Source organism: Bradyrhizobium sp. MOS003, assembly GCF_003020125.1.
In the GTDB taxonomy this organism is placed as follows: domain Bacteria; phylum Pseudomonadota; class Alphaproteobacteria; order Rhizobiales; family Xanthobacteraceae; genus Bradyrhizobium.
The window spans coordinates 215,985-228,805 of sequence record NZ_PYFW01000007.1; the positions used below are offsets into that span (position 1 = coordinate 215,985).

General features: G+C 63.7%; 12 protein-coding genes. 5 read left to right on the forward strand and 7 right to left on the reverse strand.

The window, feature by feature from the left end; genetic code table 11:
* Window position 1: 1 nt before the first annotated feature.
* The 3 genes from C7G42_RS26880 to C7G42_RS26890 all read right to left on the reverse strand — a co-directional run bounded on the left by C7G42_RS26880 (window position 2) and on the right by C7G42_RS26890 (window position 2,437).
* Complete coding sequence (locus C7G42_RS26880) at window positions 2–289, reverse strand: GIY-YIG nuclease family protein (RefSeq protein WP_106951938.1); 288 nt, start codon at window positions 287–289, stop codon at window positions 2–4.
* Between the two features lie 149 nt (window positions 290–438).
* The gene (groL, locus tag C7G42_RS26885; protein WP_100176750.1) at window positions 439–2,079 is read right to left on the reverse strand and encodes a chaperonin GroEL; all 1,641 of its coding nucleotides are present in this window, start codon (window positions 2,077–2,079) and stop codon (window positions 439–441) included.
* A gap of 43 nt (window positions 2,080–2,122) precedes the next feature.
* Window positions 2,123–2,437: a co-chaperone GroES gene (locus tag C7G42_RS26890; protein ID WP_008139213.1), complete on the reverse strand. Its 315-nt coding sequence runs from the start codon at window positions 2,435–2,437 to the stop codon at window positions 2,123–2,125.
* A gap of 377 nt (window positions 2,438–2,814) precedes the next feature.
* Here C7G42_RS26890 and C7G42_RS26895 point away from each other — a divergent pair, with 377 nt between their 5' ends.
* Window positions 2,815–3,102: an usg protein gene (locus C7G42_RS26895; protein ID WP_094895562.1), complete on the forward strand. Its 288-nt coding sequence runs from the start codon at window positions 2,815–2,817 to the stop codon at window positions 3,100–3,102.
* Between the two features lie 8 nt (window positions 3,103–3,110).
* On the opposite strand, the gene C7G42_RS26900 is transcribed toward C7G42_RS26895, so the two are convergent.
* Window positions 3,111–5,240, reverse strand: a complete 2,130-nt coding sequence (locus C7G42_RS26900; protein ID WP_106951939.1) for an O-linked N-acetylglucosamine transferase, SPINDLY family protein — start codon at window positions 5,238–5,240, stop codon at window positions 3,111–3,113.
* A 218-nt stretch (window positions 5,241–5,458) separates the two neighbouring features.
* Here C7G42_RS26900 and C7G42_RS26905 point away from each other — a divergent pair, with 218 nt between their 5' ends.
* From C7G42_RS26905 to C7G42_RS26915, 3 genes are all read left to right on the forward strand, one after another.
* Window positions 5,459–5,986 (forward strand): cupin domain-containing protein, encoded by a 528-nt coding sequence (locus tag C7G42_RS26905; protein ID WP_106951940.1) that lies wholly within the window; start codon window positions 5,459–5,461, stop codon window positions 5,984–5,986.
* Window positions 5,987–6,305: 319 nt separating this feature from the next.
* Window positions 6,306–6,728, forward strand: coding sequence for an MgtC/SapB family protein (locus C7G42_RS26910; RefSeq protein ID WP_106951941.1), 423 nt, complete (start codon window positions 6,306–6,308; stop codon window positions 6,726–6,728).
* Between the two features lie 353 nt (window positions 6,729–7,081).
* Window positions 7,082–8,308 carry a rhomboid family intramembrane serine protease gene (locus tag C7G42_RS26915; protein WP_245427970.1) on the forward strand — a complete coding sequence of 409 codons (1,227 nt, stop codon included), beginning with the start codon at window positions 7,082–7,084 and terminating at the stop codon, window positions 8,306–8,308.
* A gap of 95 nt (window positions 8,309–8,403) precedes the next feature.
* Here C7G42_RS26915 and C7G42_RS26920 read toward each other — a convergent pair whose 3' ends face one another.
* Window positions 8,404–9,654 carry a NupC/NupG family nucleoside CNT transporter gene (locus C7G42_RS26920; protein WP_106951942.1) on the reverse strand — a complete coding sequence of 417 codons (1,251 nt, stop codon included), beginning with the start codon at window positions 9,652–9,654 and terminating at the stop codon, window positions 8,404–8,406.
* Window positions 9,655–9,806: 152 nt separating this feature from the next.
* Here C7G42_RS26920 and C7G42_RS26925 point away from each other — a divergent pair, with 152 nt between their 5' ends.
* Window positions 9,807–11,045 carry an MFS transporter gene (locus C7G42_RS26925; RefSeq protein WP_199581165.1) on the forward strand — a complete coding sequence of 413 codons (1,239 nt, stop codon included), beginning with the start codon at window positions 9,807–9,809 and terminating at the stop codon, window positions 11,043–11,045.
* Window positions 11,046–11,255: 210 nt separating this feature from the next.
* Here C7G42_RS26925 and C7G42_RS26930 read toward each other — a convergent pair whose 3' ends face one another.
* Window positions 11,256–12,014: an SDR family oxidoreductase gene (locus C7G42_RS26930; RefSeq protein WP_106951944.1), complete on the reverse strand. Its 759-nt coding sequence runs from the start codon at window positions 12,012–12,014 to the stop codon at window positions 11,256–11,258.
* Between the two features lie 24 nt (window positions 12,015–12,038).
* Entirely contained in the window at window positions 12,039–12,797 is a 759-nt protein-coding gene (locus C7G42_RS26935) for a proteasome-type protease (RefSeq protein WP_094972168.1), read from the reverse strand.
* Window positions 12,798–12,821 lie beyond the last annotated feature (24 nt).

Genomic DNA, 12,821 nt, shown 5'->3' on the forward strand with positions numbered 1-12,821 from the left:
CTTATTTGGCTATCCCAGGATAGAGATCATCCCAATTTGGGTTTTGCTCCTCGATGAGCCTCGTCTTCCAGTCGCGGCGCCACTTCTTGAGTTCTTTCTCGCGGGCGATTGCGGTAACTGCATCGTCGTGGATCTCGAACAAGACGAGCTTCTCGACGCCGTACTTCGTCGTGAATCCGGGAACGGCTTTTGTCTTGTGCTCGTACACACGGCGAATGAGATCGCTGGTCACGCCGATGTAGAGCGTGCCGTGCTTCTTACTTGCGAGGATGTAGACATCGTAGGCCATTCCATCCGCCTGTGGTTATGGATTCCGGGCTCGGCGCTTTGCGCCGCCCCGGAATGACGAACTCGCCACCATCTGGGCGTGTATCGTCCCCCCAAACAAAAACCCCGGCATCGCTGCCGGGGTTTCGTAGTCCTTGAGGTGCGTAGACCTTAGAAGTCCATGCCGCCCATGCCGCCGCCCGGGGGCATCGCCGGACCGGCGCCGCCCTTCTTGGGCAGCTCGGCGACCATGGCTTCCGTGGTGATCAGCAGGGCCGCAACCGAAGCTGCGTTCTGGATCGCGGTACGGACCACCTTGGTCGGGTCGATGATGCCCTTCTTGACGAGGTCACCATATTCGCCGGTCTGGGAGTCGAAGCCGTAGGCGTAGGTCTTGTTCTCGAGCACCTTGCCGACGATCACAGAGCCGTCTTCACCGGCGTTGATCGCGATCTGGCGAGCGGGAGCCGACAGCGCCTTGCGGACGATCTCGACGCCGGTCTTCTGGTCGTCGTTCTTGGTGCGCAGGCCCTTGAGCTGCTCGGAAGCACGGAGCAGGGCGACGCCGCCGCCCGGGACGATGCCTTCCTCGACAGCCGCGCGGGTCGCATGCATCGCGTCATCAACGCGATCCTTGCGCTCCTTCACCTCGACCTCGGTCGCGCCGCCGACGCGGATCACCGCGACGCCGCCCGCGAGCTTGGCAAGACGCTCCTGGAGCTTCTCACGGTCGTAGTCCGAGGTGGTTTCCTCGATCTGCGCCTTGATCTGCGCCACGCGCGCTTCGATGTCGGCCTTCTTGCCGGCGCCGTTGACGATCGTGGTGTTCTCCTTGTCGATCATCACCTTCTTGGCGCGACCGAGCATGTTGAGCGTGACGTTCTCGAGCTTGATGCCGAGATCTTCCGAGATCGCCTGGCCGCCGGTCAGGATCGCGATGTCCTGCAGCATGGCCTTGCGGCGATCGCCGAAGCCCGGAGCCTTGACGGCCGCGACCTTCAGGCCGCCACGGAGGCGGTTCACGACCAGGGTCGCAAGCGCTTCACCTTCGACGTCTTCGGCGACGATGACCAGCGGCTTGCCGGTCTGCACCACGGCCTCGAGCAGCGGCAGCAGCTCGTTCAGCGAGGAGAGCTTCTTCTCGTTGATGAGGATGTAGGCGTCGTCCATCTCGACGCGCATCTTGTCGGCGTTGGTGACGAAGTAGGGCGAGATGTAGCCGCGGTCGAACTGCATGCCCTCGACGACATCGAGTTCGGTCTCGAGCGACTTGGCTTCCTCGACGGTGATGACACCCTCGTTGCCGACCTTCTTCATGGCGTCGGCGAGGAACTTGCCGATCTCCGCGTCGCCGTTGGCCGAGATGGTGCCGACCTGGGCGATCTCGTCGTTCGAGGTGACCTTCTTGGAGTTCTTGACGAGGTCCGCAACGACGGCTTCGACTGCGAGGTCGATACCGCGCTTGAGGTCCATCGGGTTCATGCCAGCGGCCACCGACTTGGCGCCTTCGCGCACGATCGCCTGGGCCAGCACGGTCGCGGTGGTGGTGCCGTCGCCGGCCGCGTCAGCGGACTTGGAGGCGACTTCGCGCACCATCTGCGCGCCCATGTTCTCGAACTTGTCCTCGAGCTCGATCTCCTTGGCGACGGTGACGCCGTCCTTGGTGATGCGGGGAGCGCCGAACGACTTGTCGAGCACGACGTTGCGGCCTTTGGGGCCGAGCGTGACCTTCACCGCGTTGGCGAGGATGTCGACGCCGCGAAGCATCTTGTCGCGCGCATCGACGGAGAATTTGACTTCTTTAGCTGCCATCTGGATTTTTCCTTAGGTGTTTAGCTGGGTGAGAGAGGGGCTCTTAGGCCGCCTTCTTCTTGGAAGCGGGGACGTCGAGGACGCCCATAATGTCGCTTTCCTTCATGATCAGCAGGTCGACATTGTCGATCTTGACCTCGGTGCCGGACCACTTGCCGAACAGCACGCGGTCGCCGACCTTCAGGTCGATCGGGATCAGCTTGCCGGCTTCGTCGCGGCCACCGGGGCCGACGGCGACGACTTCGCCCTGCGAAGGCTTTTCCTTGGCAGTGTCGGGAATGATGATGCCGCCAGCGGTCTTCTCTTCTGCGTCGATGCGCTTGACCACGACGCGGTCGTGAAGCGGACGGAATTTCATGCAGTCCTCCTAAGCAATTGCTCGGGTTGATGTTTTTGGATTGTTAGCAATCCCTACCGGCGAGTGCCAGCAAGGCATTGCTCAGATAAGCCAGGATTTTTGCGGGAGCAAGGGCTTGTAGCAGAAAAATAAGCACTCAAGCGAGCAGGCTGCCAAATCCCTTGGCCATCGTTAACCGGGCTTTGTGACCGTAGTAGCACGGTGCCGCATCTGCTGCTAACGCATTGAATTTCAACAGCTTGTTAAACTTTTGGGCTTGAGATGAGTTGTCAGTTTGCGTCACATTTCTCTCATGTGAGCGCATCAGTACCGGGTGGCTCGTAAGGCGCACACCGACCAAGCCGCCCCTTGAATGCGCTCCTGCAAAGGAGGTTGGCATGGGCGTGCGGAGTGGGGGCGTTTCCGAGGATTTTCGGAAGCAGCTTTTGGGTTATGGGCTGACGACGGCACAAATCCTCTACCGGATGCCGGATCATCCCTCGCTGCTCCAGACCTACGTCTGGCAGAACTACGACATGTTTCCGAAATTTCCGGCGCTGAAGGACTTCCTGGCGTTCTGGCAGGACAAGCTCGACGGTCCGCTCCATTCAGTCACCGTCGCGCACTCCAAGCTGATCAAGCCGGCCGAGTTGCGCGCCGTGGATGGCGTGTTCCGGCTGCATTGAGACGGCGATCAGGTGCCGGCGCTGCAATAGCGTCTCCACATCGCGCGATAGGCGTCGTCGACCGCTCGGCCGTATGAGACCGGGTTGCTGGCGGCTGCGGTCCGGATTTTCTCGGGCAACTCGCGGCGCAACCGATCGAGCTCGCTAACTTGCGAACCTCGGCTGGTTGCGGTGTCGATGTACGCCTCATGGCTGTCCGTGACCCAGTCGGGCAGGCCGAGTGCCGTGAGAATGGAGCCGGCAGCACGGCTGGGCAGGCTGTTGCCGAGCTTCGCCACCACCGGCACGCCCATCTGCAAGGCTTCCCATGTGCTGACACCGCCATTCTGCGGGAAGGGGTCGAGGCAGATGTCGACGCGATTGAACGATGCCAGATGCTCGCTTCGCAAGGTCGCGCCGAGCAGATCGACGCGTTCGGCCGGCAATCCGCAAGCCTCGAAACGCGCCAGCAGGTTCTCGCGGACCAGCTGGTCGTCCAGCGCAACATCCTTGACCAGCAGGCGCGAACCCGGCACCCGCTCGAGAATCGTGGACCAGACTTGCGCGGCCTCGTCCGAAATCTTGCTGATGCGGTTGAAGACGCCGAAGGTGACGAATCCGTTCGAGATCGCCGGCGTTGGTGCCCGCGGAATCTCGGTCGGCAACGACGCCAGCGTGACGAAGCACGGCAGGTCGACCACGGTCTCGGCAAACAGATGCCGAACCTCGAAGGGGATCGCGACCGGGTCCGAGATCAGATAATCGATCGTCGGCAGGCCGGTGCCGGTGCCGTGACCCCAGCCATGCACCTGGATGGGTGCCGGCTTGCGCGCAAACACGCCGAGACGGTTCCCTCTGGTATGGCCGGACAGATCGATCAGGATGTCGATGCCGTCGGCGCGGATCTCGGCGGCGAGGCGATCTTCGGTCCATTGCGAGGCGTCGCGCCAGCGATCCGCGATCCCCTGAAATTCGCTGGTCGTCGCATCCACTTTCGACGAACAAGCGTAGCACACGACCTCGAACTGCGTGCGGTCGTGGTGTTGAAGGACCGGCTTGAAAATCAGCGCGGCCGAATGCGCATTGAAATCCGACGAGACATAGCCAAGCACCAGGCGTCGATCCGGATCGCGGCTGTTGTCATGCGGTGCCGCCGCTTCCGAAGCGATTTTCGCGCCGACACGGTCCCACCACACATGGCGCGCCTGCTGATGCCGTTCGACGGTGGCGTCCCCCGCAAAATCGAGCGTGAAGATCTTGTTGGAGATCGCGCTCTGCAGGTCGGGCTGGATGTCGAGGGCTTTGTCGAAACTGGCGAGGGCTTCGTCGACCCGGCCAAGTCCGGCGAGGCAAAGGCCCTGCACCAGGTGAGCTTGAATCGAATCGGGATCGATCGCGAGCGCCTGCACGCAATCGTGCGATGCCTGGGCAATCTGCTGGATCTGGAGCAGGACACTGGCCCGGGCGAGCCAGCCATTCGCGTCGCCGGGAGCGAGCGCGATGGCCTGGTTGCCGTCTGCCAACGCTTCGTCAAATCGCTGAAGCTCCCGTAGTGCAGTGGCACGGTTCGCCAGCGCCGCGGCATAGTCGGGCTTGATCGACAGCGCGCGGTTCAAGCTGGCGAGGGCCTCGTCATAATTGCGCTGACGGCACAGCGCCCAACCCCGGCCGTTGTGGGCTTCGGCAAGGTTTGCGTTGAGTGCGATCGCCTTGTCGTAGCTGTGGAGCGCCTCCTCGTGAAGATCGAGGGCCACGCTCGCGTTCCCGAGATTGGAAAGGGTTACGGCGTGGTTGGGCCGCAAGGCGAGGGCCTTTCGATAGCTCGCGCAGGCCTCGTCGTGCCGCCGCAGCCCGTTGAGCGCGATGCCCAGGCTCATATGAGCATCGGCAGATCGCGGATCCGCCGCGACCGCTCGGCTCAGCAGGATTTCGGCTTGCTGATAGTTCTTGGCATCGGACTCCAGAGCCCCGAGCATGTGCAGCACCATGAATTGGTTGGGCGCGAGCTGCAGGATTTGGCGATAGGCAGCCCGGGCCTCGGGGAGAAGCCCCATCTTGTGGAGTTGGAGCGCATGCCCGAGCAGCGGCAGCACTTCGGCCTTTTGCCTTTTCTGAAGCCGGGCATTTTGAAATGCACGCTGACCTACGCTGTTGCCCATGATTTCATTCCCCCAGAATCTCCCTTCGAGATTAATTCAGCGGGAAAACGAATACGAGACGACGGCCGCGCGCCACGACAGCTTCGGACAAGCTACGACCGATGGGGTCATCGTGCTGCCAGACTTGCGCCCGGCAATTGCCGCCTGATCCGGGACTGGATAGTCTGCCCTCGGGTTGTGCCTGTCCGGCGGGCCGGCTCAGATCAGGGAGGCAGACAATGGCCAAGCAAAAAACATCAAGACCCGCAACGAAGACCGCGGTCAAGAAGCGGAGCGGCGTAGAGGCCGCAGCGCGATCTCCAGCGCACATAGCGGTGAAGGCAAAGGCACCGATCGTAGCTCCAAAGAAGCCCGCACGCCCCAGGCAGCGCATCGCGATCAGCCATCACCGCGAGGAAGACTTCAAGGCCGATGGCCTGCGCGCTTACGCGAAATACCGGGACCTCGGCATCGCCGACGCCAGCCGCGGCCTCGCGCAAGCCCACGTGATCCGTCTGCAAGGTCCTTGCGATCCGGCCGAGGTGTCAAAACTGCATTTTCACGACGTCGACTTCCAGATGGTCTACGTGCTCAAGGGCTGGGTGAAGACCTACATGGAGGGGCAGGGCGAGACCTTGATGAAGGAAGGCAGTGCCTGGACCCAGCCGCCGAAGATCAAGCACATGATTCTGGACTACTCGGATGACGTCGAACTGCTGGAGGTGATCCTGCCGGCGGAGTTCAAGACGGTGGAGTTGAAGGCGTAGGCGCTTTCGTTTCTCTCCGCCTCCGCCGTCCTTGCGAGCGACGCAATCCAGACCATCTCCGCGGAAGCATTTCTGGATTGCTTCGGTTCGCTCGCGATGACGAACCGGTTCGCAGCCCGGATGCAGCGCAATCCGGGACAGCGCATCTGGCAGGCGATCTGCTCGGATTACGCTTGCGCCAATCCAGGCTGCGCGCGCCCCGCGAAACGCATCCCTGCACGACGCATGCGACAAATTCGCCCGTCAGGAAACCATCAGCCGCTTGGCCGCGTTGCAGCCGGCTTGATAGTGATGGCGGCTTTCGTTTCGGGGATTTGCTTTGGACAGGTTCAACATCGGCGTTCATGTCGTTGCGCTGGCGGCCGCGTTTGCGCTTGCCGTTCCGATCGGGTGGGATCGCGAGAAGCGCGCGCGAAGCGCGGGCCTGCGCACTTTCCCACTGGTCGCGCTGGCGAGCTGCGGCTTCGTGCAGGCGAGCGAAAGTCTTCTGGTGCATTCGCCTGACGGCATGGCCAAGGTGATCGAGGGCCTCATTACCGGTATCGGCTTCATCGGCGGCGGCGCGATCCTCAAGCAGGGCAATTCGGTACACGGCACGGCCACGGCCGCAAGCCTGTGGGCCACCGGTGCCATCGGCGTCTCCGTCGGGCTCGGTGCCTACGATGTCGCGGTGACGATCGCGGTGTTCACGTTCCTGACGCTTCGATTGCTGACGCTGGCCAAGGAAGAGGCTGACCTCTGATCACGGCCGACTACGGGATCTCTCGTCATTCCGGGCGCGCTTCTCGGCGCGAGCCCGGAATCCCTTTTAGGTCATAGACCGCGGCCCAAAGGATTCTCAGTTGCGCGGTTCCGCACCAGAACTCGCGACCTCGTCGCGCCCCGGAATGACGCCGGAGAGACTTACGACAGCCCCCCACCACCGCGCCCCATCAAACAGGGGCCAGCCCCCGTCACGATCGCTAAAAGTCAGCCGATCTGAGAAACCGCGCAATTACCAGTCGGATGGTTTCAGCTGCCCCGCAGCGCTGGCGCTAACCAGTCGAAAAGACCTCTCCCGTCAACTCAAAGCTGTGAAAACGCAGGAATGCTTTCATGGCGACCAACACTTTTGGCCGACGTGGTGTCGCGGCGCCGCCCTCAAGAGCGTCGATTCGACCCATCGCCGCGCCGATCGCTCCGGAGATCGTGCGTGACCCCGCTCGGCCCTTTCCCGATGAGGGGACGCTTTTCGGCGACAACAAGCTTCTGGCCGATATCCCTTTTCTCACCATTGGCCTGATTTTCGGTCTGCTGCTGATCTTTGCCCTGCAACGCAGTCTGGCCATCGACGTTGCGCGGGACGGCGACCTTGATGTCCGCTCGCTGATCGCTCAGGGCGCCTCCGGGTACGATCTCGTTGTCGGACGAGGAGAGTGGTGGAGGATTGGCCTTGCGCCGCTGCTGCACGGCAGCGGGTGGCACCTCATCAGCAACTGCGTTGCATTGTTCATCGTCGGCGTCAGGTTGGAGTCTCTGATCGGCCGTGGCTGGTTTGCGCTGATCTTCGTCGCCAGTGCAGTGGCGGGTGAGGTCGGCTCTCTGCTGGGCAATGGCCCCGGCACGGTGGGCGTCGGCGCGTCCGGCGCCATTACCGGGCTCATTGCCGCACTGTTCGTCGCGAGCTTCGAGCCCGAAGCGGACGCCGATCAAACCATATCGCGATTGAAGACGTCGCTCTTCTTCGGTGTGCCCGCATTGCTGCCGTTGGCCTTCGGTGCCTCGGGCAATGTCAACTATTATGCCCATGCGGGCGGTGCGGTGGCCGGCGCCGCGCTCGCGATCACGCCGTGGCTCGCCTTCTGGTCCTATGACAGCCTGCCGCGGAGCGCCGGCATGACGTTGCTTGCAGCATCCCTCGGATCACTGATCTGCGCCGGATTCGCCGCCGTTCATTATGCGTCCTACATGGCCGATGCCGCGCATTATATCCGCGCGTCGGAAGTGCCGTCGAAGGCTGACGAGATGGTCAGCCGATCGCTCGATCTCGTCACTCGCTACCCGAGAGATGCGCGGGCCCACGTGTTCCGATCAGTCTTCTTCCTGGAACAAGCGAACCTCGGTGCCGCCGAGACGGAGGCGCGAACCGCCCTGTCGCTCGCTGCTTCAGATGTGGCGGGTGGGCCGGTGCGCTCCGGGGCGCAGGGCTTGATGGCGGTGTTACTGTGGGCGCAGGGACGAACGAGCGAGGCGAAGGCAATGGCGGTCGAGCCCTGCCGTGCCAAGCTGGCCGAGGTGCGCCGTATCTTGCAGAAGTCGAAATTGTGCAGTCGACCGGAATGACCGGTTCGTAGCCCGGACGGGCCCAGCGACATCCGGGAAAATCTCTCCGCGGGAAGCTGATCCCGGATGTCGCTGCGCTCCTTTTGGCCACGGCATCAAGCCAGCACCCCCACCACCGCGCCCATCAGGCACGTCGTCAGCGTCCCCGATACGATCGACTTCAACCCGAGCGCGTTGATCTCCTCGCGCCGCTCCGGCGCCATCACGCCGAGCCCGCCGATCATGATGCCGAGGCTGGCGAAATTGGCGAAGCCGCACATGGCGTAGAGCATGATCAGGCGCGAGCGCGGGTCGAGCGTATCGGGCGGCAGCTTCGAGAAGTCGACATAGGCGATCAATTCGTTGAGCACCGTCTTGGTGCCCATCAGGCTGCCGGCCGTCACCGCCTGGTCCCAGGGCAGTCCCATCAGCCAGCACACCGGCGCCATCGCGAGACCGAGCAGGCGCTGCAACGAGATCGCGGCGCCGCCGACATTCGGCAGCAGGCCGAGCATGGCGTTGACGAGATAGACCAGCGCCACCAGCACCAGCAACATCGCGACGATGTTGATCAGCAGTTCGATCCCTGCGCCGGTGCCCTTCACGATCGCGTCCATCGTGCTGGCAACCTCCATCTCGGGATTTTCCAACATCCCGCCGGTGCGACTGTCGGAGGTTTCGGGCACCATGATCAGGCTGACGAGGATCGCGGCCGGCGCGCCCAGCACGGAGGCGATGACGAAATGCGCGGGCGCGTCGGGAATGAGGGGCGCCAGCAGCGTCGCATAGAGCACCAGCACGGTGCCGGCGATGCCCGCCATCCCGCCGGTCATCACCAGGAATAATTCGCTGCGGGTCATCTGCTTCAGATAGGGCCGCACGAACAGCGGCGCCTCGACCATGCCGAGAAAGATGTTGGCGGCGGTCGAGAGGCCCACCGCGCCGCCGACGCCGAGCGTCCGCTCCAGCAGCCAGGCCATGCCGCGGACAACGGGCGGCAGTACGCGCCAATAGAACAGCAGCGTCGTCAGCACGCTCATCACCAGCACGATCGGCAGCGCCTGGAACGCCAGGATGAAATCGGCGCCGGGCACCTTGACGTCGAAAGGAAGGGGGCCGCCGCCGACATAGCCGAACACGAAGGCGGAGCCGGCGCGCGAGGCCGCGGAAATCGCACCGACAGCCTCGTTGATGGCGCCGAAGGCGTGCGCGACGACCGGCAGCTTCAGGAGCGCGATCGCGGTGACGAATGTGGCGACGAGGCCGATGGCCGCCTGTCGTAGCGACACGGCGCGCCGGTTCTCCGCAAGCGTGAAGGCGATCAAAAGCAATGCGAAAATGCCGAGTGCCGATTGCAGGCGCAGCATGATGTCCCCAAACCCTCAATGATTATGGCCGCGCCTGCGTTGCAAAGGCAATGCCGGGAATGGTGTTGGCCGTCCCGCTGTTGACAAGCTGGTCTGCGTCAGCCACGCGGAAGACGTCCAAGGGAGCGACGGTCAGGGTGACCCAACAGGCGATGCCAGAGCAGCCAACAGTCGTGAATCCGCCGGTGACCGCCGGCCAACTCCTGACCCACCGCGCTTTCCTGTTCTTCCTGCTCTCGCGCAGCCTGTCGCGCTTTTCCAGCCAGATCGCGGCGGTCGCGATCGGCTGGCAAATCTATGATCTCACCGGCTCGGCCTTCGATCTCGGCATGGTCGGCCTCGTGCAATTTCTGCCCACCGCACTTCTTGTGTTCGTCGCCGGCCACGCCGCCGACCGCTATGAGCGCAAGCGCGTGGTCCAGCTCTGCCAACTCGTCGAGGCGGCGACCGCGCTCTATCTCGCAATCATCACCTATCTCGGCGCGGTCGGCGAGGTGCAGATCTTCATCGCGACCTTCGTGCTCGGCATTGCCGGCGCATTCGAGAGCCCGACTACGGCGGCGCTGCTGCCGCTGATCGCGCCGCAAGGCTCGCTGCAGCGCGCCACCGCCGTCTCCAGCGGCGCGGCGCAGGTCGCGACCATCACGGGGCCCGCGCTCGGCGGCTTCGCCTATGCAGTCGCCCCGCATCTGGCCTATGCCATGATGCTGCTGTTCTGGATTTTTGGAATGATCCTGACCGGTTTCATCCGGCCGCGCCCGCAAGCCGTCGCGAAGGAGGGAACGGACTCGGACAACATCTTCGCCGGCGTCCGCTTCATCCGCAGCAATCCGGCGATCCTCGGCACCATCTCGCTCGATTTGTTCGCGGTGCTGTTCGGCGGCGTCACCGCGCTGCTGCCGATCTATGCCCGCGACATCCTGCAGACCGGCCCGGTCGGGCTCGGCGTGCTGCGTGCCGCGCCCGCAGTCGGGGCGCTTCTGATGACCATGGTGCTGGCGCGTCACGCCATCTCCAGGCATGTCGGCCTGCGCATGTTCCAGGCCGTGATCGTGTTCGGTGTTGCCACCATCGTGTTCGCTCTGTCGTCCTGGATGTGGCTGTCGGTGCTATCACTCGCCGTGCTCGGCGCCGCCGATACGATCAGCGTCGTGATCCGCTTCTCGCTGGTGCAGCTGTCCACGCCCGACGAGATGCGCGGCCGGGTCGGCGCGGTGAACTTCCTCTTCATCAACGCCTCGAACCAGCTCGGCCAGTTCGAAAGCGGGGTGGCCGCCGCGCTGCTCGGCGCCATGCCGGCCGCCGTACTCGGCGGCGTTGCCACGGTTGCGGTGGCGCTGCTCTGGATGAAGCTGTTTCCGAGCCTGCGGAAGGTCGAAAGCTTGGAGTAGGGCACGGGCCTCTCCGCCGTCATTGCGAGGAGCTCTTGCGACGAAGCAATCCAGAACCCCTCCGCGGAAGCAGTCTGGATTGCTTCGCTGCGCTCGCAATGACGATTGCGACGGCAGCGCTGGCATTTAGCTCGTGTCACCCCCCGTCACTGCAGCAGCAGACGCCTCTTGACGGCTACTGTGCATGGGGTTGTTTTCGCAATTTTAGGGTCAGCCCCGTCCGACGAACGGCATCTTGGTCGCCATCACCGTCATCGTCAGCACGTTGGCGTCGAGCGGCAGGCCGGCCATGTAGGCGACGGCATCGCCGACCGCCTTGGCGTCCATGCGCGGTTCGTGCTTGGTGGTGCCGTCCGGCTGCAGCACGCCGGGGCCGTTGACCATGCGGTCGGTCATCGGGGTCGCGGCATTGCCGATGTCGACCTGGCCGACCGCGATGTCGTACATGCGACCGTCGAGATTGCTGGCCTTGGTCAGGCCGGTGATGGCGTGCTTGGTCGAGGTGTAGGCCGCCGAGAACGGGCGCGGCGCGTGCGCGGAGATCGAGCCGTTGTTGATGATGCGGCCGCCGCGCGGGCTCTGGTCCTTCATGATGCGGAAGGCGTGCTGGGTGCACAGGAACGGGCCGGTGAGGTTGGTGTTGACCACCGCCTGCCACTGCTCGAGGCCGAGATCCTCGAACGGCACGGCAGGGGCGCCCATGCCGGCATTGTTGAACAGCACGTCGAGACGGCCATAGGTCGCCTTCACCTTGTCGAACAGCGCGGCGATGGACTCCGGCTTGGTCATGTCCGCGGTGACGCAGAGGCTTTGTCCGGCGGGGCCGAGCTTTGCGGTCTCCTCGAGCATGTCGAGGCGGCGGCCGACCAGCACCACGGTGAAGCCGGTGTTCATCAACGCCAGCGAGGCCGCGCGCCCGACGCCGGTGCCGGCGCCCGTCACCAGGGCGATCTTCTTTGCTTCACTCATCGTTTCCTGCCTTTTCTCATTCTGTCAGGTTTTCGGTTCTTTTTCGTTCTTGTAGGGCGGCCGCGGAATGTTCTGATGCGCCGCGCGCAGCGCCGCCGACCAGCGCGAGCGCAGATCGTGGAAATAGGGCTCGCCGGCCTCGATGCGGTGGTTGAGATCGGCATCGCAGGCGTCGGCGCGCACCACCAGCACGTCGATGGGAAGGCCGACGCCGAGGTTGGAGCGCATGGTCGAGTCCATCGAGATCAGGCCGGTCTTCAGCGCCTCGTAGAGCTCGACGTCGTAATGCATGGCGCGGTCGAGCACCGGCTTGCCGTATTTGTGCTCGCCGATCTGCAGGTACGGCGTGTCGGTGGTGCACTCGATGAAATTGCCGGCGGTGTAGACCATGAACAGGCGCATCCGGGAGCCCTTGATCTGGCCGCCGAACAGGAAGGAGACGTCGAAGGAGACGTCCTCGGATTTCAGCGCCGGGCCTTCGGTGGCGTGCACCGCCCGGATGGCGCGGCCGATGCGCTGGGCGGCCTGGAACATGGTCGGCGCGTTCATCAGGGTCTCGATCTCGCCCGTGTCCGGGTCTTCCAGGCCTTCCGTCAGCGTCGAGAGCACCGACTGGCTGATGGCGAGGTTGCCGGCACTGGCGATCGCCATGATGCGCTCGCCGGGCTTTGAGAAGATGTGCAGCTTGCGGAAGGTCGAGACGTTGTCGAGGCCGGCATTGGTGCGGGTATCGGCGATCATCACCAGACCGTCCCGAACCAGAATTCCGCAGCAATAGGTCATTTCCAGTCCCCGAACGCGTTTGCG

Excerpts from the sequence above, each read along its gene's own strand:
- C7G42_RS26920 (WP_106951942.1), bottom strand. The coding sequence starts at position 9,654 with ATGCTGCGCCTGCAATCGGCACTCGGCATTTTCGCATTGCTTTTGATC.
- C7G42_RS26925 (WP_199581165.1), top strand. The coding sequence starts at position 9,807 with ATGCCAGAGCAGCCAACAGTCGTGAATCCGCCGGTGACCGCCGGCCAA.
- C7G42_RS26905 (WP_106951940.1), top strand. The coding sequence starts at position 5,459 with ATGGCCAAGCAAAAAACATCAAGACCCGCAACGAAGACCGCGGTCAAG.
- C7G42_RS26890 (WP_008139213.1), bottom strand. The coding sequence starts at position 2,437 with ATGAAATTCCGTCCGCTTCACGACCGCGTCGTGGTCAAGCGCATCGAC.
- C7G42_RS26930 (WP_106951944.1), bottom strand. The coding sequence starts at position 12,014 with ATGAGTGAAGCAAAGAAGATCGCCCTGGTGACGGGCGCCGGCACCGGC.
- C7G42_RS26900 (WP_106951939.1), bottom strand. The coding sequence starts at position 5,240 with ATGGGCAACAGCGTAGGTCAGCGTGCATTTCAAAATGCCCGGCTTCAG.
- groL (WP_100176750.1), bottom strand. The coding sequence starts at position 2,079 with ATGGCAGCTAAAGAAGTCAAATTCTCCGTCGATGCGCGCGACAAGATG.
- C7G42_RS26880 (WP_106951938.1), bottom strand. The coding sequence starts at position 289 with ATGGCCTACGATGTCTACATCCTCGCAAGTAAGAAGCACGGCACGCTC.
- C7G42_RS26935 (WP_094972168.1), bottom strand. The coding sequence starts at position 12,797 with ATGACCTATTGCTGCGGAATTCTGGTTCGGGACGGTCTGGTGATGATC.
- C7G42_RS26915 (WP_245427970.1), top strand. The coding sequence starts at position 7,082 with ATGGCGACCAACACTTTTGGCCGACGTGGTGTCGCGGCGCCGCCCTCA.
- C7G42_RS26895 (WP_094895562.1), top strand. The coding sequence starts at position 2,815 with ATGGGCGTGCGGAGTGGGGGCGTTTCCGAGGATTTTCGGAAGCAGCTT.